Annotated in this window: 22 protein-coding genes and 1 riboswitch; of the genes, 4 read left to right on the forward strand and 18 right to left on the reverse strand. The window is 59.7% G+C overall.

The window, feature by feature from the left end; all coding sequences use genetic code 11:
- Position 1: 1 nt before the first annotated feature.
- The 9 genes from IE097_RS15835 to IE097_RS15875 form a co-directional block, all read right to left on the reverse strand.
- Positions 2–1,261 (reverse strand): ABC transporter ATP-binding protein, encoded by a 1,260-nt coding sequence (locus tag IE097_RS15835; protein ID WP_189461834.1) that lies wholly within the window; start codon positions 1,259–1,261, stop codon positions 2–4.
- Positions 1,251–2,069, reverse strand: a complete 819-nt coding sequence (locus IE097_RS15840; RefSeq protein WP_189462005.1) for an ABC transporter permease — start codon at positions 2,067–2,069, stop codon at positions 1,251–1,253. The genes IE097_RS15835 and IE097_RS15840 overlap by 11 nt, the downstream gene beginning before the upstream one ends.
- Before the next feature lie 2 nt (positions 2,070–2,071).
- Positions 2,072–2,632, reverse strand: coding sequence for a dTDP-4-dehydrorhamnose 3,5-epimerase (gene rfbC, locus IE097_RS15845; RefSeq protein ID WP_229797628.1), 561 nt, complete (start codon positions 2,630–2,632; stop codon positions 2,072–2,074).
- Positions 2,604–3,503: a glucose-1-phosphate thymidylyltransferase RfbA gene (gene rfbA / locus IE097_RS15850; RefSeq protein ID WP_189461836.1), complete on the reverse strand. Its 900-nt coding sequence runs from the start codon at positions 3,501–3,503 to the stop codon at positions 2,604–2,606. The genes rfbC and rfbA overlap by 29 nt, the downstream gene beginning before the upstream one ends.
- Before the next feature lie 12 nt (positions 3,504–3,515).
- Positions 3,516–4,418, reverse strand: a complete 903-nt coding sequence (rfbD, locus tag IE097_RS15855) for a dTDP-4-dehydrorhamnose reductase (RefSeq protein ID WP_189461837.1) — start codon at positions 4,416–4,418, stop codon at positions 3,516–3,518.
- A 1-nt stretch (position 4,419) separates the two neighbouring features.
- Positions 4,420–5,478, reverse strand: a complete 1,059-nt coding sequence (gene rfbB / locus IE097_RS15860; protein ID WP_189461838.1) for a dTDP-glucose 4,6-dehydratase — start codon at positions 5,476–5,478, stop codon at positions 4,420–4,422.
- Between the two features lie 9 nt (positions 5,479–5,487).
- Positions 5,488–6,597: a glycosyltransferase family 4 protein gene (locus IE097_RS15865; RefSeq protein WP_189461839.1), complete on the reverse strand. Its 1,110-nt coding sequence runs from the start codon at positions 6,595–6,597 to the stop codon at positions 5,488–5,490.
- Between the two features lie 71 nt (positions 6,598–6,668).
- Positions 6,669–7,439 (reverse strand): glycosyltransferase, encoded by a 771-nt coding sequence (locus IE097_RS15870; protein WP_189461840.1) that lies wholly within the window; start codon positions 7,437–7,439, stop codon positions 6,669–6,671.
- A gap of 11 nt (positions 7,440–7,450) precedes the next feature.
- Positions 7,451–8,092: a protein-L-isoaspartate O-methyltransferase family protein gene (locus IE097_RS15875; protein WP_189461841.1), complete on the reverse strand. Its 642-nt coding sequence runs from the start codon at positions 8,090–8,092 to the stop codon at positions 7,451–7,453.
- 91 nt (positions 8,093–8,183) lie between these two features.
- Positions 8,184–8,285: riboswitch (TPP riboswitch) on the forward strand.
- A gap of 60 nt (positions 8,286–8,345) precedes the next feature.
- On the opposite strand from IE097_RS15875, the gene thiC reads away from it, so the two are divergent.
- The 4 genes from thiC (at position 8,346) to IE097_RS15895 (ending at position 15,491) form a co-directional block, all read left to right on the forward strand.
- Complete coding sequence (gene thiC / locus IE097_RS15880) at positions 8,346–10,259, forward strand: phosphomethylpyrimidine synthase ThiC (protein ID WP_189461842.1); 1,914 nt, start codon at positions 8,346–8,348, stop codon at positions 10,257–10,259.
- A 141-nt stretch (positions 10,260–10,400) separates the two neighbouring features.
- Positions 10,401–12,638 (forward strand): FdhF/YdeP family oxidoreductase, encoded by a 2,238-nt coding sequence (locus tag IE097_RS15885; protein WP_189461843.1) that lies wholly within the window; start codon positions 10,401–10,403, stop codon positions 12,636–12,638.
- Positions 12,635–13,432, forward strand: coding sequence for a formate dehydrogenase accessory sulfurtransferase FdhD (fdhD, locus tag IE097_RS15890; protein ID WP_189461844.1), 798 nt, complete (start codon positions 12,635–12,637; stop codon positions 13,430–13,432). The genes IE097_RS15885 and fdhD overlap by 4 nt, the downstream gene beginning before the upstream one ends.
- A gap of 79 nt (positions 13,433–13,511) precedes the next feature.
- A complete protein-coding gene (locus tag IE097_RS15895) occupies positions 13,512–15,491 on the forward strand; it encodes a peptidase U32 family protein (RefSeq protein WP_189461845.1) in 1,980 nt (659 codons plus the stop codon).
- Here the strand turns inward: IE097_RS15895 and IE097_RS15900 are convergent.
- From IE097_RS15900 to IE097_RS15940, 9 genes are all read right to left on the reverse strand, one after another.
- Entirely contained in the window at positions 15,488–16,072 is a 585-nt protein-coding gene (locus IE097_RS15900) for a nucleotidyltransferase family protein (RefSeq protein ID WP_189461846.1), read from the reverse strand. The genes IE097_RS15895 and IE097_RS15900 overlap by 4 nt on opposite strands.
- Complete coding sequence (locus tag IE097_RS15905) at positions 16,065–17,078, reverse strand: nucleoid-associated protein (RefSeq protein WP_189461847.1); 1,014 nt, start codon at positions 17,076–17,078, stop codon at positions 16,065–16,067. The genes IE097_RS15900 and IE097_RS15905 overlap by 8 nt, the downstream gene beginning before the upstream one ends.
- 64 nt (positions 17,079–17,142) lie before the next feature.
- On the reverse strand, positions 17,143–19,074 hold the full coding sequence (locus IE097_RS15910) for a hypothetical protein (protein ID WP_189461848.1): 1,932 nt from the start codon (positions 19,072–19,074) through the stop codon (positions 17,143–17,145).
- Positions 19,075–19,082: 8 nt separating this feature from the next.
- Positions 19,083–19,817: a PilW family protein gene (locus IE097_RS15915; RefSeq protein WP_189461849.1), complete on the reverse strand. Its 735-nt coding sequence runs from the start codon at positions 19,815–19,817 to the stop codon at positions 19,083–19,085.
- 8 nt (positions 19,818–19,825) lie between these two features.
- Positions 19,826–20,281 carry a hypothetical protein gene (locus IE097_RS15920; RefSeq protein ID WP_189461850.1) on the reverse strand — a complete coding sequence of 152 codons (456 nt, stop codon included), beginning with the start codon at positions 20,279–20,281 and terminating at the stop codon, positions 19,826–19,828.
- Positions 20,253–20,690 (reverse strand): pilus assembly FimT family protein, encoded by a 438-nt coding sequence (locus tag IE097_RS15925; RefSeq protein ID WP_189461851.1) that lies wholly within the window; start codon positions 20,688–20,690, stop codon positions 20,253–20,255. The genes IE097_RS15920 and IE097_RS15925 overlap by 29 nt, the downstream gene beginning before the upstream one ends.
- Positions 20,684–21,151: a type IV pilin protein gene (locus IE097_RS15930; protein ID WP_189461852.1), complete on the reverse strand. Its 468-nt coding sequence runs from the start codon at positions 21,149–21,151 to the stop codon at positions 20,684–20,686. Before IE097_RS15930 ends, IE097_RS15925 begins: the two co-directional genes overlap by 7 nt.
- Positions 21,152–21,269: 118 nt before the next feature.
- Complete coding sequence (locus IE097_RS19550) at positions 21,270–21,629, reverse strand: family 1 glycosylhydrolase (RefSeq protein ID WP_308429727.1); 360 nt, start codon at positions 21,627–21,629, stop codon at positions 21,270–21,272.
- Positions 21,520–22,410 (reverse strand): 5'-nucleotidase, encoded by an 891-nt coding sequence (locus IE097_RS15940; RefSeq protein ID WP_189462007.1) that lies wholly within the window; start codon positions 22,408–22,410, stop codon positions 21,520–21,522. Before IE097_RS15940 ends, IE097_RS19550 begins: the two co-directional genes overlap by 110 nt.
- Positions 22,411–22,454: the final 44 nt, after the last annotated feature.

Genomic DNA, 22,454 nt, shown 5'->3' on the forward strand with positions numbered 1-22,454 from the left:
ATCAAATCACTTCAAACACCGGACAGGGGGCTAGCCACCCCCCCCCAGAGTGGGCAACGGGAATAATATCAAAGTGACCTGCATAATCAACTCTGTGGGTACGGAGATAATCGCCAGATTCAATTCGACCGACCCCGACAGCCAAGATATACCTGTTTCCTGAAAAATTGGCTTGCATATTCCACTTGACGGTATAAATGCCATCGACCATGACAGGAAGTTCGAGATTCATCGATTGTGTCGTCCCACTCCATAACACGATTCCATCAACACTCGACAGCTGTACGCCAAAGCAGGGAATGTCTACTGCACCTTCGGCCTTGACTTTGATCTGTACGGCAAACGCCTCGCCAAACTGGTAATTTGCTGAAAGCTCTCCTTTTGCGTTACGCAGCTCAACAGATTGCACGCTCAAACGACCTTGGCCGTCATCCTGCCTAATCTGCATCGGTTGCGAGACAGAGGTAGCATTGGCGACTCCGACTTCCGAGGCCTGATCAATTTCAACAACCATTCCCCCTTCTTGTTCAACCAAATCGTCGGCATAACGCCGAACAACATCGCGACAAGCGGCATCCATGATCAAACGACCTTTTTTCAAATAAATTCCACGGTCACAATACTCAATCAGGGTATTACTGGAGTGCGTAACCAGCAATATTGATACTCCTTGCCGTTGCATATCTCGGATACGGTTCAAGCACTTCTGTTGAAATGCGGTATCACCAACGGCGAGCGCTTCGTCAACCACCAGAATATCGGGACTTACGTGAATAGCTGTAGCAAATGCGAGCCGAACCACCATACCACTGGAATATGTCTTAATCGGCTGATCGATGAAATCACCAATATCCGCAAATCGTTCAATATCTGAGAATTTCTGTTCAATTTCCTTGGGAGTCAAACCAAGGATGGCCGCATTCAAATATACATTTTCTCTACCGGAAAATTCCGGATTGAATCCTGACCCCAATTCAAGCAACGCTGCGATGCGACCATTTACGGACACGCCACCTAGACTCGGAGTTAATGTCCCACAAATTAATTGAAGCAACGTCGACTTACCAGAACCATTACGACCTATGATCCCTACGGTTTCGCCTTTTTTAATAGTAAAATTAACATCATCTAAAGCATGAAATTTTTTGCTATTCCCGGCAAGCTTAGGAAAAAAACTCACCCACATTCTATGCAGTGGGCTGTCATATACGTCGTAGTGCTTACTGAGCATTTTTACTTCAATCACGCAGTTAGAGGACATCTGCAAACCCACCCTTGGTTTTATCGAACCAGGCTTTGCCCAACATCAGCACTCCAACTCCAGCAAGCAGATGCAGAAACCACGCAAACCAGTGAACACTGGCATTGTGTACCAGTAAGCCACGCGTCTCCTCTACTGCAAATGTAATTGGATTAATATTCATAAAAAACTGGAATGCCTGCGGCAACGCAGACACAGGATAAAATATCGGCGAAAGAAACATCAGCATCGTAATAAAAACACCCACAACTTGAGCAACGTCTCGCAAGTAAACGCCCATTGAAGCAAGGAAATAGCTCAACCCTAATGTAACAAGCAGCAAAGGCAATATCACAACAGGAACAACAATTAGTTTAGCAGTCGGAATACCAAAAAACACGGTATAAAACATAACCCAAACCACCATCGCAATCACAAAGTGAAACAAAGCCGAGAGCAGCGAGACGACAGGTAAAATCTCAAGCGGAAACACCACTTTTTTCACATAACTCACATTACTCAATATTAAGGACGGAGCTCTAGAAATACATTCTGAAAATACGTTAAATATCATCAATCCTGAAAATAGTATCAATGCGAACTCAGTTTTTGACCCCGTACCTCCAGACCACCTCGCCTTGAATACGACACTAAAAACAAACGTATATACAGCCAGCATCATCAATGGCGTCAAAAAACTCCAAAGAACCCCACCAGCCGAACCTTTGTATCGGCCAACCACGTCTCGCTTCGCTAACGTTTTTATCAGATTTCTATTTCTGGCAACACTAACAAGCAGGCCAATTAAACCTCTCTTTCCTACTGTCATGTTCAATTCAAAACCTCCCGAATACTCTTTGCAATTTTTAAATCTTTATCTGACATGGTAGGACTCAAATTTCCGACAGGCCATTCAATGGCTAAATCTCTATCGTTCCACATCAAAACTCGCTCCGACTCTGCGCACCAATAATCAGTAACCTTATAAAGAAACACAGCATCAGTAATGGCAAAAAAACCATGTGCGAGTCCTTCCGGCACCCACATTTGTTTGCAATTTTCGGCACTAAGCTCAATCCCGAACCATTTTTGAAAGGTCGGCGACTTTTCCCTCAAATCAACGACAACATCAAATACTCGCCCATGAACGCAACGCACAAGTTTTCCTTGTTCGCGGGGTTGTTTTTGATAATGCAGACCACGCAACACCCCTTTCTTCGAGAAGGACTGGTTATCTTGCACGAAGGAAATGGGGCTACCTATAAGCAGCTCAAATTGCTTGTGATTAAAACTCTCAAAAAAAGTGCCTCTCCCGTCAACAAATAGCTCAGGCTCAATGATTTTTACACCGGGAATAAATACATCAGCAACTCGCACTTTTCTTTCCTTCAAATACAATGCTGGCTAGATAGTTACCGTATCCGCTTCGCGGAAATAATTGGGCCAGTTTATCCAGCTGATCGATCGAAATCCATCCTTGCCTAAAAGACACTTCTTCAGGGCAACAGACTTTCAATCCTTGCCGTGACTCGATCGTCCGGATAAATAGACTAGCGTCGAGCATCGACTCATGCGTACCAGTATCCAGCCACGCATAACCGCGCCCCATGGTCTTAACGTCAAGTGCGCCACGACGCAGGTACTCGCGGTTGACGTCGGTAATCTCCAACTCACCACGCGGAGACGGCTTGATGTCCCTGGCAATGGCAGCGACGTCGTTATCGTAGAAGTACAGCCCGGTCACCACGTAATTGGACTTAGGCTTGATCGGCTTTTCCTCGATCGACAGCGCGTTGCCAACATCGTCGAATTCGATGACGCCATAACGCTCCGGATCGTGAACGTGATAAGCGAAGACACTGGCCCCCAGTTCTTTCGCTGCTGCCTCTTGCAGCAACTCGGCGAATTCGTGACCGTAGAAAATATTGTCGCCGAGTACCAGTGCAACGTTGTCATTGCCGATGAAATCCTCACCAATGATGAAGGCTTGCGCCAGCCCATCTGGGCTAGGTTGCACTGCGTAGTGCAACGAAATGCCCCACTGACTGCCGTCGCCGAGCAGTTGCTCGAAGCGCGGCGTGTCCTGCGGGGTGGAGATGATCAGGATGTCGCGAATACCAGCAAGCATCAGCGTGCTTAGCGGGTAGTAGATCATCGGCTTGTCGTAGATCGGCAGCAGCTGTTTGCTAACGGCGATGGTGGCCGGGTACAGCCGGGTGCCGGAGCCACCGGCGAGGATGATACCTTTGCGTTGTTTGGTCATGATGGTTACTCGTTAAGCCTTGAGCAGCGTCAGTGTCTGACGCAGGCCTTGCCGCCAGTCGGGCAGCGTCAGTCCGAAGGCCGTTTGCAACTTGGCCGTAGCCAAGCGCGAGTTGGTGGGTCGAGGCGCCGGTAGCGGGTAGTCGCTGGCGGGAATCGCGACGATGGCATCGGCGTTCAGCTTGAACACCCAGCCCATGTCGCCCGCTTGGCAATTGATTTCCTGTGCATAGCCATGCCAACTGGTTTCACCGGCCGCGACGGTATGGTACGTGCCATAGGCAAAGTCGGCGCGTTGCGGTGCGCGCCAGTATTGCGCCAGCAACTGCGCACTAACGTCGGCCAGCAAGGCGGCGCTGGTCGGGCTGCCGATCTGATCGGCAATGACCCGCAGAGAATCGCGCTCGGCCATCAATTTCAGCATGCTCTTGAGAAAGTTGCCGCCGTGCGCGCCGAAAACCCAGCTGGTGCGCAAGATCAGGTGGCGGCAGCCGCTGGCGCGGATCGCCGCCTCGCCAGCCAGCTTGGTTTTGCCATAAACCGACTGCGGATTCGGCGCGTCGTCTTCGCCATACCAACCTTCCTTGCGTCCATCGAACACGTAGTCGGTTGAGAAATGCAGCAGCAAGGCCTGGTGGGCCTTGGCCCACTGCGCCATGGCCGCCGGCGCGGCGGTATTGATCGTCTGCGCCAAATCCGCCTCGGTTTCGGCTTGGTCGACCGCGGTATGCGCGGCGGGGTTGACGATAATGTCGGGACAAACCCGTTCAAGCAGCGCAGCCACCGCCGCAGCGTTGCTGAGGTCACAATCGGCACGATCGACGGCAACGACTTGGCCGAGGATCGCTAAGCTGCGTTGCAGCTCGAAACCGACCTGGCCGTTCTTGCCGGTCAACAGAATCACAGGCAGCGTCATCTCACACTCCGTACTGCTGTTGCACCCAATCGCGATACGCGCCCGAGGTCACGTTTGCGATCCAGCCACTATTGCCCAGATACCACTCGACCGTCTTGCGAACGCCAGTTTCGAACGTCTCGGTCGGCTTCCAGCCCAGCTCGCGTTCGAGCTTGCGCGCATCGATCGCATAACGACGATCATGGCCAAGCCGATCCTGCACGAAGGTGATCTGCTCAGCGTACGACAGACCATCGGCGCGTGGTTGCAGCTCGTCGAGCAAGGCGCAGATCGTGTGGACGACTTCGAGATTGGCTTTTTCATTCCAGCCGCCGACGTTATACGTCTCGCCCAACTGGCCCGCCTCGAGCACCCGGCGAATGGCACTGCAGTGGTCCTTTACATACAGCCAGTCGCGGATCTGTTGGCCATCGCCATAGATCGGTAGCGGTTTGCCGGCGAGCGCATTGAGAATCACCAGCGGAATCAATTTTTCCGGGAAGTGGTAAGGGCCGTAGTTGTTCGAACAATTAGTCGTCAACACCGGCAAGCCGTAGGTGTGGTGCCAGGCACGAACCAGATGGTCGGACGCCGCCTTCGACGCTGAATACGGGCTATTCGGTGCGTAAGCATGGATTTCGGCAAACGGCGCATCGTCGGCCGCGAGCGTGCCGTAGACCTCGTCGGTCGACACATGCAGGAGGCGGAACGCGGCTTTGTCGTCGGCCGGCAAATTCTGCCAGTAAGCGCGTACCGCCTCGAGCAGATTGAAGGTGCCGACGACGTTGGTCTGGATGAAGTCATCCGGGCCATGGATTGAGCGATCGACGTGGGATTCGGCAGCAAAATTGATCACAGCGCGTGGCCTGTGCTCGGCCAACAACCTTCCAAGCAATCCACGGTCGCTGATATCGCCATGCACAAAGTGGTGTCGTGCGTCCCCTTCCAGCAGCTTTAGCGTATTTAAGTTACCAGCGTAGGTCAGCTTATCCAGATTGATGAGTGGCTCTACCGACTGCGCAAGCCAATCAATAACGAAATTGCCACCAATAAAGCCGGCTCCGCCAGTTACAAGTATCATTTCCCAAGCCTAACGCTTTATTGATCTACGCACGATTAGCCATTTTGGTGTACGAAAACGGGTAATGCTCCGATACAACCATAAATAGCCAAGAACAAACATCATAGCAATCACTTGAAGCAGAAATGCATCATGCCACCAGATACTGGCAGGAATAACTGAGAGCGACGAAAACAACCACAGATACGGCGACGTCATAGAGTTGCGCATTTTCCGGTCGCCGATATCAACGCTGCCGACCGCCCAGCGCATCATTCGCTTGTAAATCAACTGATGCAGATGCGCAGCATCCGGCAGGCTTGGGTCATCTTTACGGCGCAAGCGACGATTGATCGTGAAAACCGTTTCAACAATTGGATAAAGCATCAGCACCAGCGCATACCAAGCTGAAACCTGCGGATTGCGCATGACCAGCGCAATCGCCAACGACGCGATACAAAACCCGATGGTATAAGCACCACTGTCTCCAAGAAAAATCAATCCGCGAGGCCAGTTCCAGAACATGAATCCTGCACATGCGCCAAGCAAGGTAATGGCCAGAACCATGACCTGCCGATCACCTACTTTCAGCCCGACATAGGCCAGAGAGGCGAGTATGATCATACCAACGGCACTGGCCAGACCATTGTAACCATCGATCAAATTAACCGCGTTGATGACACCGGTCACCGCAAACAACGTTAAGGTGACCGACAACCAGTGCCATTGCAGAAATGAATCCAGCCATCTCACGTCAACCCGTAGCACCCGCCAATCGAGCAGCCAGATCATCAAACCGACCCCTACAACCATGGCGAAAAGCCGAGTTTTGATCAACCCGATTTTCAACACGTCTTCAAGCAAGCCACCGAGAAATATCGGCAACAAAGCCAGCACTGCGTAGCTAGTCAATTGCCCCGTGCGTTCTCCCTCTATTACGTTGATGAGTGGGAGGGCTGTCAACAGCCCCATAATCAACGCGACCCCCCCTACCCGAGGCACCGGTAAATCATGAAATTTCTGTGCGCTATTCAGATCGTTATCACCGGTCAAATGGCTGTGCGTGCTTGCATACCGAACCAGCAACAAGCAGACGATAAAACTCACCGACAGCGAAACAAACAGATAAAGAAGCGACACTAGAATTTACCTGGATCAGTTGGAACAGGATAAAAACGGCACAGATACTTTCTGGCCGGGTAAAACCTGAGTTACCAACCCCAAAAATAGCGAATTGCGGAACGCAAATGCCAGATCAATGGCCACCCCCATCGATAGGATGCCCGCTGATGCCCGTGAATCACCCGAGCAGCGGGTACGATTGCGACCTCATTGCTTTGAGCCTGCAAACGCCGGCACAGATCATAGTCCTCCAGATAGAGGAAATAACGCTCATCGAACCCGCCGACGTCGGCAAATGCCGTGCCTCTTAACAGCATGAAACAACCCGATATCACAGGTACACAACGGGGCGCAGCGAAGTCCCAGTCCTGCAGTTCATATCGTGCGACGGCTGCTTGCAGCCATCGCCGGGGCAGGAAACGTCGGCCGAGCAAAAGCCCCGGTGTTGGCTGCGCTTTCGCAAGGTATTGTCGCTGACCAGCGGCATTGATCACATCAGGCATCACCGCAGCCACGCGAGGCTGGGCGTCCAGAAACGCCAATAGCGCCGGGAACGGATTCTGGTGCCACTCGATGTCCGGATTGACCAGCAGATGAAATTCGCAGCCAGACTCCCCCAATGCCGCCACGAGGCGGTTATGCCCCGACCCGAAGCCGATATTCCGGCCTTCGCTCAGGTAGCGCCAGCCGCGCCGCTCGACGGCAAGGCGCAACCCGGCGTCATTACCATTATCGAAGACCAGCACCGGCCCGACTTGTGGGGTGGCGACGAGCAGATCAAACAGCGGGAGCAGCGCGTCAACGGGAGTTCGGTATACGACCAGCCCGACGCTGATGCGTGCAGGGGCAAAACTCGGCATCGCAGTTCGCGTCAGAGCACGAAGCTCTGCAGCTCCGCCGTTTGCTGCAAGCGCGGCAGGTTGTACTCGAACAGCGAGGTCTCGGCGCCGGCACTCGCGCGGACCGCATCCATGATCGGCAACTGGCCGATCACACTGATCAAACGGCCACCGTGAGCGAGCAGTGCTTTCAGCGACTCGGGGAAGGCAGCGAACGAGCCACAGACGATGACCGCATCGTACGGCGCCTGCGCGGCGTAGTTGAGCAAATCGCTCGCCTGCTCGATCCGAACGTTCTTGATCCCCGCACGCTGCACACCCGCCTGCGCAAACGCGACCTTCTCTGCCGTATCGTCGATACCGTACACCTGCTCGCACAGGCCGGCGATAAGGCCGATCAGATAGGCGCCGCTCGCGGCACCGATCACCAGCACCTTGTCGGTCGGTTCCAGCAGGGCTTCCTGGGCGAAACGCGCCTCGATCTTCGGCGCAAGCATCTGGCCGCCACAGGGCAGCGGCAGTTCGGTATCGACGAAGGCCAGTGCGCGCTTGTCCTGCGGGACGAAGTCCTCGCGCTTGACCGCCAGCACACGGCCGAGCACCTTCTGGTCGAGCACGTGCCACGGGCGGATCTGTTGTTCTACGAGAAAGTAGCGGGCGCGTTCCCAATCCATGTTTGCTTCACCTCAAGTCGGGCCCGATACGGGCGGTCCAAGTTTTCTGAATAACTTGTAATTATCCCACAATCTCGGTACGGTCACAGCCGTAGTTCGCTAGGGGTTTCGTCCATCCAACATGGGCGAATGAGAGAGTCCCTCAGCACCTGATCCGGTTCACACCGGCGTAGGGAAGCGAATCGGTCGGCGCAATCGTGCCGTCCGTCTGTCCGTTCTCCTGCGCCTCTACGTCTTTGCAGGAGGCAAATCCATGAACAAGTCCGTCGAATTCCTCGCCAGCGACGCCCACGTCGACAGCGCGGCAATCCAGCCTTTGCCGAACTCGCGCAAGGTCTACGTCGAAGGCTCGCGCGCCGACATCCGCGTGCCGATGCGCGAGATCACCCAGACCGATACACCGACCAGCTTCGGCGGCGAGCAGAACCCACCGATCTACGTCTACGACTGCTCCGGCCCTTACACCGACCCGCAAGCGTCCATCGATGTACGTAAAGGGCTGGCGCCGCTGCGCGCGGCCTGGATCACAGAGCGCAACGATACCGAGCTGCTGGACGGCATGACCAGTGAATACGGCCGGATGCGCGAGGCGGACACCAGCCTGGACCCGCTGCGCTTCGAACTCACCCGCCAGCCGCGCAAGGCCCGCGCCGGTGGTAACGTCAGCCAGATGCACTACGCACGTCGCGGCATCGTCACGCCGGAAATGGAATACGTGGCCATCCGCGAAAACCTCCGGCGCGAGGAGTACATCGCCAGCCTCAAGGCATTGGGGCCCAAGGGCGAGAAGATGGCGGCGATGATGCTGCGCCAGCACCCGGGCCAGAGCTTCGGCGCCAGCATCCCGGCCACGATCACCCCCGAATTCGTCCGCGACGAAGTCGCCCGCGGCCGCGCCATCATTCCCGCCAACATCAACCACCCGGAAGTCGAGCCGATGATCATCGGCCGCAACTTCCTGGTGAAGATCAACGGCAATATCGGCAACAGCGCCGTCACCTCGTCGATCAACGAGGAAGTCGACAAGATGACTTGGGGCATCCGCTGGGGCGCCGACACCATCATGGACCTGAGCACCGGCAAGAACATCCATGAAACGCGCGAATGGATCCTGCGCAATAGCCCGGTACCGATCGGCACCGTGCCGATCTATCAGGCGCTGGAGAAGGTCAACGGCAAGGCCGAGGACCTGACGTGGGAGCTGTTCCGCGACACCTTGATCGAGCAGGCTGAACAGGGCGTCGACTATTTCACGATCCACGCCGGCGTGCTGCTGCGCTACGTGCCCATGACCGCCAACCGGATGACCGGCATCGTCTCGCGCGGCGGTTCGATCATGGCCAAGTGGTGTCTGGCGCACCACAAGGAGAATTTCCTCTACACGCATTTCGAGGACATCTGCGAAATCATGAAGGCCTACGACGTGTCGTTCAGTCTCGGCGACGGCCTGCGCCCTGGCTCGGTCTGGGACGCCAACGACGAAGCCCAGCTCGGCGAGCTGAAGACGCTGGGTGAGCTGACGCAGATCGCCTGGAAGCACGACGTGCAGGTGATGATCGAAGGCCCCGGCCACGTGCCGATGCAGCTGATCAAGGAAAACATGGACCTGCAGCTCGAGTGGTGCGACGAAGCGCCGTTCTACACGCTCGGCCCCCTGACCACCGACATCGCCCCCGGCTACGACCACATCACCTCGGCGATCGGCGCCGCGCAGATCGGCTGGTACGGCACCGCGATGCTCTGCTACGTCACGCCGAAGGAGCACCTCGGCCTGCCGAACAAGGATGACGTCAAGGAAGGCATCATCACCTACAAGCTCGCCGCCCACGCCGCCGACCTCGCCAAGGGCCACCCGGGCGCGCAGATCCGCGACAACGCGCTGTCGAAGGCACGGTTCGAGTTCCGCTGGGAAGACCAGTTCAACCTCGGCCTCGACCCGGATCGCGCGCGTGAGTTCCACGACGAAACGCTGCCGCAGCAGGGCGCCAAGGTCGCGCACTTCTGCTCGATGTGCGGCCCGCACTTCTGCTCGATGAAGATCACCCAGGACGTACGCGACTTCGCCGAGAAGCAGGGTATCGCCGAGGCCGAAGCGCTGGCCAAGGGGATGGAAGTGAAGTCGATCGAGTTCGTGAAGACCGGCGCCGAGGTGTATCACAAGGCGTAAACGATCATCATCGACGAACAAAACGGGCCTGCGGGCCCGTTTTGTTCGTCCGGCAGGTAGGTCACGCCCCGGCACCGATCACGACTTGCCAAGCGATAGCCGCAACGCGAAACTCAATCAACGCGTCATCGGGCCACGGTCGTGACTACTTCAAAAGACAATACTCCCCCGGCTGGCGGCTGGGGTGCGCTCAAGGCGACCTTGCAGCGGATCGAGCCGGGCAACACCGGCACGACGCTCAAGGCCTTGATCCGCGCCAACCAGCCGCAGGGCTTCGACTGTCCCGGCTGCGCATGGCCGGACAAACCGAGCGCGGCGGTACAGTTCTGCGAGAACGGCGCCAAGGCGATCACCCACGAAATCACCGGCAAACGCGTGACGCCCGGGTTCTTTGCCGCGCATACCGTGAGCGAACTCGAAACCTGGGACGACTACACGCTCGAGCAGCAGGGCCGGCTGACCGAACCGATGCGCTACGACAGCAGCAGCGACCGTTACGTCCCGATCGACTGGGACGACGCCTTCGCGCTGATCGCCTCGCACCTGAACGCGATCGCGCCGGACGAAGCACACTTCTATACGTCGGGCCGCACCGGCAACGAAACGGCCTTCCTCTATCAGCTGTTCGTCCGGCTGTACGGGACCAACAACCTGCCCGACTGCTCGAACATGTGCCACGAGCCGAGCGGCCAGGCGCTGCTCGAGAGCCTCGGCACCGGCAAGGGCACGGTGACGCTCGAAGATTTCTCGAGGGCCGAGGCGATCTTCATCTTCGGCCAGAACCCGGGGACCAATCATCCGCGCATGCTGGGCGAACTGCGCGAGGCAGCGCATCGCGGCTGCAAGATCGTGGTCTTCAACCCGTTGCGCGAGCGCGGGCTGCTGCGCTTCCAGGACCCGCAAAGTCCGGCCGAGATGCTGACCAACCGCGCCAGCGATCTGGCCAGCCATTACTACCAGCCGCGCATCGGCGGCGACATGGCGATCGCCAGGGCGCTGATCAAGTACACGCTCGAACACGGTGCCGAGGACCACGACTTCATCGCCGCACACACCGACGGCTTTGCCGCGGTCGCAGCCGACGTCGCCGCGACCGGCTGGGACGAGCTCGTCGACGCCAGCGGGCTGAGCCGCGCCGAGCTCGACGAGATCGGCGCGCTCTACACCACCAGCAAGGCGATCATGTTCACCTGGGGCATGGGCATCACCCAGCACAAGCATGCGGTCGCGACGATCCAGACGCTGTGCAACGCGCTACTGGTGCGCGGCAACATCGGCAAGCCCGGCACCGGCGCCTGCCCGGTGCGCGGCCACTCGAACGTACAGGGCGACCGGACCATGGGCATCAACGAGCGCCCGACCGCGACCTTTTTGCAGCGACTCGGCGACGCCTGCGGCTTCGCCCCGCCAACGAAGCACGGCAACAGCGTGGTCGAGAGCATCGCCGCAATGGAAGCCGGACGCGCGAAGGTATTCATCGCGCTCGGCGGCAACTTCGCCGCCGCGACACCGGATACCGAGCGCACCCACGCGGCCTTGCGCACGCAGGCACTGACCGTGCACATCAGCACCACGCTGAACCGCTCCCACCTGATCACCGGCCGCGATGCGCTGATCCTGCCGTGCCTGGGCCGCACCGAGTTTGACGTGCAGAACGGTGCTGCACAGCAGATTTCGGTCGAGGATTCGATGAGCATGGTGCACCTGACGCGCGGTGTGAAGGAGCCTGCGTCACTGCTGCTGCGATCCGAACCGCAGATCGTCGCCGGCATCGCACTGGCGACGCTGAAGCACAGCCCGGTCGATTTCGCCGCGCTCGCCGGCGATTACGACCAAATCCGCGACCTGATCGCAAAGGTCGTCACCGGCTTCGACGACTTCAACACCCGCGTGCGCCAGCCCGGTGGTTTCTACTTCGGCAACAGCGCGCGCCGACGCGAATGGCGCACCGACTGCGGCAAGGCGCGCTTCATCAATCACGCCGCCGGCACCGACCTGCTGGCACAGCTGCAGGCGCTCTCCCCGGCGCCACTGCTGACACTGATGACCGTGCGCAGCCACGACCAGTACAACACGACGATCTACGCCCGCAACGACCGCTATCGCGGTATCCATGACGAGCGCCGGGTGCTGTTCGCCCACCCGGATGACCTCGCCGAGCGCGGCCTCGCCGACGGATCACGCGTCGACATAGTGTCGGTCTGGTTCGACGGCGAACGCCGTATCGAGGATTTCCGCGTGCAGGCCTACGACATCCCGCAGGGCAGCCTCGCCGCCTATTTCCCCGAAACCAACCCGCTGGTCCCGCTCGAACACCACGCCGATGGCGCACGCACGCCGGCGAGCAAGGCGATCCCGGTTTATCTGGTAGCGCGATGAACGGTACAGCAAGCCACACTGCCGTTCGCTGGGCCGACGGCACGATGGGCGCCTGCGACGAAACCGTCGCCGACGAAGTGCCGGTTGCACTGGTCTACAACGGCGTCTCGCACGCGGTGATGATGGCCAGCCCTTGCGATCTGGAAGAACTGGCGATCGGCTTCACGCTGACCGAGGGCATCGCCGACCGCTACGCCGACATTGTCGACGTCGAACTCGCCGACGTCCACGCCGGCATCGAGGCACGGATCACGCTGGCGCAGCACCCATGGCAACGACTGAAGACGCAGCGCCGCCAGCTGACCGGCCGCAGCGGCTGCGGCCTGTGCGGCGCCGAGCATCTGCAAAGCGCGCTGCGGCCGATTGCCCGGGTCCACAACGACTACACGACCAGCGCCGATGCGCTGCTCGCCGGACTGACCGCGATGACGGCCGCACAGCCGCTTAACCGGGCAACCGGCTCGGTCCACGCCGCCGGCTGGCTCGGTACCGGGCCCTTGCTGGTGCGCGAAGACATCGGCCGCCACAACGCCGTCGACAAGCTCGTCGGCGCGCTGCACATGCAACGGCACGGCAACGATGGCGCGCTGCTGGTCACCTCGCGCGCCTCGTACGAAATCGTCCACAAGGCCGCCGCCGCCGGCATCCCGGTGATCGCAGCGATCTCCGGACCGACGAAACTGGCGATCGACATGGCCGACGCCGCCGGCATCGCGCTGATCGGCTTTGCCCGGGATGCGCGGCTGACGGTTTACAGCCACGCCTGGCGCATTCACGAAACGCAGTCCGTCTGATCCGGGCTGCGGCCGCGATACAGCAAGTCATTGATTCCGCTATACTTCCGCCCTTTCCCGCTTTACCGAACCGCCGATCATGAGCCTGCCGCTGAATCACCTCGAACTCCTTGCTCCCGCCAAGACCGCCGAAATCGGTCGCGAGGCGATCCTGCACGGGGCGGATGCGGTGTATATCGGCGGGCCGGGCTTCGGCGCACGGCACAATGCCTGCAACGACGTCAGCGAGATTGCCGGACTGGTCGATTTCGCGCACCGCTATCACAGCCGGATCTTCGTCACGCTCAACACCATCCTGCACGACGCCGAGCTGGAGCCGGCGCGCAAGCTGGTGCACCAGCTGTACGACGCCGGCGTCGATGCACTGATCGTTCAGGACATGGGCCTGCTCGAACTCGACCTGCCGCCGATCCAGATCCACGCCAGCACGCAGTGCGACATCCGCACGCCGGAAAAGGCGCGCTTCCTCGCCGACGCCGGTTTCTCGCAGGTGGTGCTCGCACGCGAGCTGACGCTGCAGCAGATCGCCAGGGTCCGCGACAATCTGCCGCTGGATACGACGATCGAGTTCTTCATCCACGGCGCGCTGTGCGTCGCCTATTCGGGCCAGTGCAACATCAGCCACGCCGATACCGGCCGCAGCGCCAACCGTGGCGACTGCTCGCAGGCCTGCCGGCTGCCGTACACGCTGACCGACAGCGCCGGGCGCGTCGTCGCGTTCGACAAGCACCTGCTGTCGATGAAGGACAACGACCAGAGCGCCAACCTCGAAGCGCTGATCGACGCTGGCGTGCGCAGCTTCAAGATCGAAGGGCGCTACAAGGACATGGGCTATGTGAAGAACATCACCGGCCACTACCGCGTACTGCTCGACGAGATCCTCGAACGCCGGCCCGAGCTGATCCGCGCGTCCAGCGGCAGCACCGAGCTGTACTTCGCACCCGATGTCGACAAGAACTTCCATCGCGGCCACACCGACTACTTCGTCAACGGCCGTGAAGACGGCGATATCGGCGCGTTCGACTCGCCGAAATACGTCGGCGTCGAACTCGGCACGGTCTGCAAGATAGGACCGAACTGGTTCGAGCTCGAAGCCAATGCGCCGCTATCGAACGGCGACGGCCTCAACTACATGCAGAAACGCGAGGTGTTCGGCGTACAGGCGAACACCGTCGAGAAGATCGGCGCCGGCGAAGACGGCGGCACAATCTGGCGCGTGTTCCCGAACGAAGCGATGGCCAGTCTCAAGGGCCTGAAGGCCGGCAGCCGCATTCACCGCAACCGCGACCACGGCTGGGAAAAGGCGCTGGCGCAGAAGTCGTCGGATCGCCGTATCGGCGCATGGCTGGATCTGGCCGATACCGCCGACGGCTTGGCGCTGACGGTGACCGACGAGGACGGCATCAGCGCCAACGCCTGTACCTCCCTGGCGCTCGAGCCGGCCAAGGATGCCGCCCGGGCCGAAGCGGGCCTGAAGGACAGCCTCGCCAAGCTCGGCAATACGATGTTCAGCGCACACGACGTATCGCTGCGGCTGGCCCAGCCATGGTTCGTACCGAACTCGGTGATCAACGCGCTGCGACGCGACGCGATCGAACAGCTCGAAGCCGCGCGCGTGGCTGCGTGGGCCCGCCCCGAGCGCAAGACGCCGGTCGAACCGCCGGTCGCCTATCCGGAAACGTCGCTCAGTTATCTGGCCAACGTGTACAACGACGCGGCGCGGACCTTCTACACCAAGCACGGCGTGCAGCTGATCGCTGCCGCGTACGAGGCGCACGAGGAACCGGGCGAAGTCAGCGTGATGATCACCAAGCACTGCCTGCGCTTTTCGTACAACCTGTGTCCGAAGCAGGCCAAGGGCGTGATCGGCGTGAAGGGCCAGATCCGCGCCGAACCGATGACGCTGAAGTCCGGCAGCGAGACCTATACGCTGAAGTTCGACTGCAAGCCGTGCGAGATGCACGTGATCGGCAAGATGAAACCGCACATCTTCAAGTCGGCACCGCCGTCGAGCGTGCCGGTGTCGCCGATCACCTTCCACAAGGCCCGTCCGGCTTAAGTCTTCGGTACCTGCGCGACATCGTCCGGACCGACGACGCGCAGGCGCGGCCAGATGGCCAGCCAGCGTTTGGTCGCGATCCGCGCAGCGAACGCCTCCGGCTTCGGGCGCTTGGCATTCAAGGTGATGTTCAGGTTCTGCAGCGGTGCCAGCCCGAACGGAGCAAGCAATCGCAGTTCGCCATCCGGCCGCAGCCATGCGCCGACCGCAGTCTCGCGCTCGACCCAGTACGACATGGCGTCGCAGCTGCTCTGGTACGGCGCATCGCCGTTGCGTACGTGCATGCGCGCCTGGTTCTTCACCGACCACGGCAGCGGCAACATCCGCCGAAGCCGTTGTTCCAGCACCGCGTCGGTGTCGGGATCGAGGCAGTCCGGATTCCAGTAGATCAGATCGATATCGGCCAGCGGTGTCGCCACCGGATGATCGTGCAACCGGTCCCAGACCAGATTGCGCACGAAGCCGGCGGCCAGACACCAGTCCGGCAGATTCAGGCTGGCCGCGGCTTGCAGCGCTGCAAGGCGTTGCGCATCGGCGCGCAACCAGGCGGCCAGCTGCGCAGCGAACGCCGTTTCATTCACGATCGCCCAGCAGCGCCCGTCGCAGCCCTTCGGGGATCTCGGTCAGGATCAGCGTGCCGTTGTCGCGGTCGTAGATCACCTGCCCGCTGCGCAGGCTGTTGCGGTCGAATTCGATCTTCCAGTGGTCGGCGGCGGCCTTGAAGTGCGTCAGCGGCCGGATCGCGCGGCGGTCGGGGACGAAATCCCTGGCGATCCTGCTCTCGTCATCGTTCAGCGCCTCGCGCAGCAGGCCCGGCGCATCGGGCCACGCCTGTTCGACCAGCGTGTCGAGGCTGACCGGCTCGCCCGCATCGCCCCGCTCGTCCAGATAGCCGTGCGCGCGCTCGAACAGCGCATCGCGGGTTTCGGTCGGCATCGCCTGGCGCTCGGCAAACTCCGCCAGCCCCTGCACCAGTTTCTGGGTTTCCTTCAGGGCAATGACGACGTCGTTGCAGCCGAGGAAGCGCTTGAAGTAGTTGGCGACATCGCCACGTCCCTTGAGGAAGCTGATGCAGCGCTCGACGCCGCGCTGCCATGCCGACAGATCGATACGGCCGGCGACGCGCAGGTTGGCCAGATCGAGATAGGGGCTGTCGACGATCGAGAGTCCGTCGCCGATCGCGGTGCCCAGCGCTTCGCTGGCGAGCGCGACGAACAGGTAGTCGTTGTCGGCGTGCTCGACGCGGGCAATCAGCACATAGCCGCCGGCGGCGAGCGGCTCGGCTTCGATGCTGGCCAGCAGCTGCTGCATCATCAGTCTGGACAGCGTGAGGAAATCGATCGCGCCGTCGACCACGTGCTGGCGCAGCAGCCGCGGCATCGGAAAGCTGTCCTCGTCATCCTCGAAACGGCCGAAGCCCTTGCCGCTGCGCTCGCTGTAGCGGTCGACCAGCTGGTCGACCAGTTGCAGCGCGGCAGGCGAAACCGGAATTTCGGCGTCGCGCAGCAGCATCGACGCCGGCCCTTGCGGTGCCTTGATCAGTTGGTGGACGACGAAGTTGCGAAGGACGTGGTCAGCGGTAGACATGCGAGTATCGGATCAGGCCAAACCGCCATTCTCCCACCGAGTCTGCGCCGTCCCAAGACGGAAACTACAAATACCTGCTCCACAACACGCGCGCCTGGGTTGAAGTACTGCCGCCAGTACCCGTACTCCCGCCCGCTCCAGGCGGAGTCAGTCCGGGGTTGAAGCTGTCGGGCAGACCATCAAGGCGGATCGTCGTCGATGCAGAGAACTTGTTCTGGTGCGAGGCATCGTTACTTTGATGCGCCGTAGTTACATAACCGTAGATTGTGGTACTGCCGCTCGTTTGCAGCACGTCGCCTGCCACGATGTTCCCATGGATTTCGTTACCAGCACCCAGTGCGATGGTTCCACCCGAGAAGTGAGCCGCATCGCTGTAACCCGCCTCGTAACTGCCGGCAAGCAGGCCAATATTGCCCAGCGGTACCGACGTCAGCTTGCTGGCACCAGCTGCACAGAAATTGGCGGGCTTCAGCCCCGGGAAATTGCCGTTATTGCATACGTCGCTGAAACTGGCGGCATTGACTCCATACACAAACAGGTTACCGCCCGTACTCATATTACCGGTCGCGATCATTGTATTGATGTATGTCCCGCCAGCAAAACTTACGTCGCCCTTGAACCAAGCAATACCCGGCGGCAATGCCGCTCCGGAAACCGATGTCGTCAGTGTCCATTTCTTCTGCGTCGCATTGTATGAAACCAGCGAGTTGTAGTCCGAATTACCGCGCCCTATTTTGACCACGCAATCGGCCGCTTTTGACGGCTGAGCCACCGTGCACAGCCAGTCATAGAAAGGCTGATTATTTATCTTTCCCTGATAAAGATAGTACTTCCCGTCGGTTATGCCGGAAACGCTTTTCACAGTCACCGTCATTGCATTGCTGGCATCTGGCTCAAAAATATAGTTTGCCGAATCCCGCAATTCATTTGCGTCTACCTTGTTGGCCTGCAAGCTGTCTAGCGTCAACGGTGCAACCGGCACCTTGAGCCCTGCCTGCTGCGTAACCTTTAAGGTAGTGTTACCACCGTTAGAGACGGTTCCGCCAACGCTACCTGTCGCACTACCGCTCCAACTTCCCTGATACCCGCCTTCCGCAAGCAAATCGCCAATATTGCCGCCTCGACCATCAACGCTCCCTTGGCTGCGTACTGTGACAACGTTGGCTTGGCTCGAAAGCGTAACATTACCAATCGCATCAATCCGCTGAATATCCGAAGAATTACTAATCGTGACCGACTTATTTGACTGCATCAGGACAGAAACACTAATCTTTCCCGAAGCAACAATATCACCCATAGCCAGAACTTTATTATACGAGCCGCTATTTGTAATATTGACATTACCTTGCGCAGAAACTGTTTCCGCCGAATTTCCTGCCGCATTGAGATTAAGATTACCAGTTGCAAAAATAACCTTGAATCCAGTCATACTCCCATTAGAGGTGAAATTTCCATCGACGTTAAATATTGCATTACTTCCGGTTGCACTAATTGCTCCACCGGTGGTGGTATCTCCTTTAATATTTACTGTATTAGGATTGTTAGCCGGGCCACCTGTAGTACCGGGAACGACAGCATAAACCACCTGTACCGTCGATGTAGACGCTGCGCGCGTTCCTGTCGCTGTAGAGCCGGTCACCTGCACCGTCAAACGTGTCGGATTGGTCGCGCTATCGGAGCTGACCACCTTGGCGCTCACGCCATCCACCCCGCTCAGCGTCAATGCAATCGGCGTTGACGTCGTCGCGGCGGCCAGCGTCTTGATTCCGGCAGCATCGAGATTGGTCAGATACGTCTTGACCACCTCCACACCGGTCCAGGCCTTCACTTGCGCCTGCGTCATTGCATGCGCTGAGACTCCCTGCTCCTGGGTGCCGCGCACGTAGTACACCGTCCCCAGTACCGCAGCCGTCAGCGACAGGCCGGTCAGCAGCAGGATCAGGATCGTCGCGATACCACGTTGCGATGCGGGTCGGGTTCGAAGCATGGAGGTCATGGCGAAGCTCACGAGGCCAGGTGGATGTTGGCGAGGCAGGTGGTGCTGTTCATCTTGAAGTCGGTGCCCGCCGTCGTTGCATTGCTGCTTTGCATCGACAGCTGGACGGTCAGCCGGACCGGATTGGGGTCGGCCGTCGCCGGTGTCGGCGTGGGCGCCTGGATGCCGAAGGGCGTGCAGCCGGCAGCGCCCGTCTTGCTGACGCTGATGCTCACCACGTTGGCAAGCACGCCGTCGGGCGCCGTGGCACCCGAAGGCAGGTTCGGCGGGATCAGCCAGGCATCACCCGAATTGAGCGTGAAGGTGCTCCACGCAGTGGAAGCGCTGTTGCAGTTGGCGCCGCTCGCGGTGAAATACTTCAGCCCGCCACCGCTCGGCGCATACAGCAGCGCACAGCTCATTGCGCCGTCATTCATGCGCCAGAACAGTGCGTTGCCGGTCGAAGCCGTCGTCGACAGTGTCTTGGCCGTCGGCGGGGTGCTGCTGCTGTCGGCGACGCTGTCGTAGAGCATCAGATCCTTGCTCAGATCGACCGGATCGATGCCATAGCCGGCACCTTGCAGCGAGGACTGGGCCGACAGGAAGCCGGTGGTCCGGTTGCCGTCCTGCGCGGCGCCGATCTTGCCGGTGACCGTGGTCTTCAGGGTGGTTTTGTACAGCGACATCATCGCCAGCACGATGATCATGGAGATCGTCAGGCCGACCATCATGCTGATGATCGAGATCCCGCGCTGGGGGCGCATGGCCGGCATCATGATGCCGGCACCGGGGTCGTGCTGATGACGATCTGGCCGTTGCCGCCCAGCAGTTCCTGCGAGGCCGTTCCCGAATCGATCGAGACCGATACGCCGGTCAGGACGCTGTTGGCACTCAGCGTGACCGAACTCACGCCCGGCGCGCTCACGGTCACCGCAGCCTTGCTGCAGTTGACCGTGGACGGCAGCGCATTGCTCCCGACGGCAATGCTGGGGCTGGTGCCGCACAGGGCGTCGACGCCGGTCGTGGCCAGTTTCTCGCGAATGTCCGACACCGCCATGTTCTGGGTATTCGTCAGGCGTTGCCCGACCGCCGCGCGCGAGGCCGCGTAGGTCAGCCCCAGCCCGATGGCTGCCATCAGGAGGATGCCGATCAGCGCTTCCAGCAGCGCCTCGCCACCCTGGCGGTTCGGATGGGCACGTTCAGTGCAGATTGCCGGTTGCCGATTCATTGCCGTCACTCACCGTGTAGTTTGACGAAGCCGCCAGCCCCTGTGCGGTCAGGCCAAGCGACCATGCGGTGTTCGCACCGATCGTGATCGATGTGTTTGCTGATTTGCTCGCCTGCCAGACCGCGTTGCTGGCACCGCAGCTCGACGGCGCGCCTTCGCAGACGAAAAAGCTGTCACCGGTGAGCGTCAGCACGGCGGCAGTCGCCGTCCCGTCCTTGACGCCGTTCGGGTTGCGCAAGGCAATGGCCTTGGCGTGGGCGAAACCCTGCTTCAGGGTGCTTTCGACCTGCTGGACGCGCGCACTCTGGCCCCAGCGCTGGGTGAACGGGACCCCGACCGCCAGCAGCAGCGCAAGAATGGCGATGGTGATGATCAGTTCGATGAGCGTGAAGCCGCACTGCCTTACCATGCGGAGAGAGCGCCACAGGCCGAGCCACCACTTACGCTTCGGGTGTTGTCGCTTTTGAACGAGAGGCTGCAGCCGTTCATGCCGCCTTTACCCGTCGCGGCAAGCGTGTAATACGCCTTGGTCGAGCCGGAGGCCGCAGTAAAGGTGTACTTGTAATCGAAGTCCGCGCCTTGAGCCGGACTCCAGGTGGTAATCAGGCTCTGCGTACCGGCCGTCGTCGTTGTGTTCGATGACGCGGGCGGATACCCAAGCTGTTTCTGGTAGTAGTTTTCCAAACCCAGCGACAGGCTCACCAGATCTGCACCGGCCGTCTTGGCCTTGGCGCGCTTCACATAGTTTGAGTAAGCGGGCAGTGCGATGCTGGCGAGAATGCCGATGATCGCGATCGTGATCATCAGTTCGATCAGGGTAAAGCCGGCCTCGGCACGTGACCGGATCCGGCCGTTTTGACTCAGAAGCATGTGATTTTTGTCGTGCAAAAACAGGGGATTCGGACAATTTATCACAGCTGTAAGTCAATCACATAAAACCCCAGCAATCCGGGCAAAGACTTTGTGTAAGCGGAGCAATTACGCTGATCTACGGCAAGGTTTCGCCATGGCGCGCGATCGGATCGCGGGACCAGAAGAGGCCATCCCTTCGTAGCCGGCGCAGTAATTGGTGGAAGTGGTCGACCGCGATATCGCCGTTGCTGCCCATGAAGATGCTTCCCGGTTCGCGGGTAAACACATCCCGCACCGACGGACCTTTGCCGCCGGCCTTCCGCGCACCCTCGACCTGATACGCCGCCGATGCGGTGCTGCAACGAATGTCCGTTGCCGGCGACGCGCTAGCCGTTTGCGATGCCGACGAGCACCTGTCCGGTCGGCCCGGCCAGCGCGGCCGAGCGGCAGTGGCCGGCCTGATCGTCGAAGAAGAAGTCCGGCCCGAGCGCGGCAAGAAACGGCCCCTTCTCGAGCCCGCCAAGGAACATCGCCTCGTCGATCTGGATGTGCCAGTCCATCAGCGTACGGATCGCGCGCTCATGCGCCGGTGCGCTGCGCGCGGTGACCAGCGCGGTACGGATCTTCATCGGCGACTCGGCCGACTGCAGCCGGTGCAGTGCCTCGAGGAACGCCTTGAACGGCCCGGCGGCCAGCGGCTCGCGCGAGAGGGCGGCTTCGTGGGCATGGAATGCCGGCAGACCGTCGGCCTGGAAGACACGTTCGGCTTCATCGGAGAACAGTACCGCGTCACCGTCGAAAGCGATGCGGATTTCGTCGGGATGTTCGGCCGCGCGTACCGAATCCGGATAAACGTGCGCAGCCGGAAAACCGGCGTCGAGCGCCGCGCGGACGTCGTCGGTATTGGCCGACAGGAACAGATTGGCCTTGAGCGGGCCGAGATAGCGGTAAGGCTCCCGCCCCTGGGTGAACACGCCGCGCTCGAGCTTGAGACCGTGCGCGCCGGCCGAGTGGAAGACCCGCAGCCCGCTGACCGGATCGTTGCGCGACAGGATCACCACTTCGACCCGGTGCTCGCCGTCGGCATTGAACGCCAGCAATTTCTTCACCAGCGGCAGCGCCACGCCGGCTGCAGCGGCGGTTTCCAGCCGCTCCAGTTGCAATGCCATGTAGGCCGCGGCCTCGCCCGACTCGAATACACGGTTCTCTTCCTCGAAGTCGAACAGCGCGCGCGAAGAAATTGCCACGACCAGCTTGTTATCCAGCGTAAACGGCATCATCTCGATCCGGTTGGCATCCCCACTGCAGTGTAACAGCCCGT

The organism is Jeongeupia chitinilytica, from assembly GCF_014652315.1.
Lineage (GTDB): Bacteria > Pseudomonadota > Gammaproteobacteria > Burkholderiales > Chitinibacteraceae > Jeongeupia > Jeongeupia chitinilytica.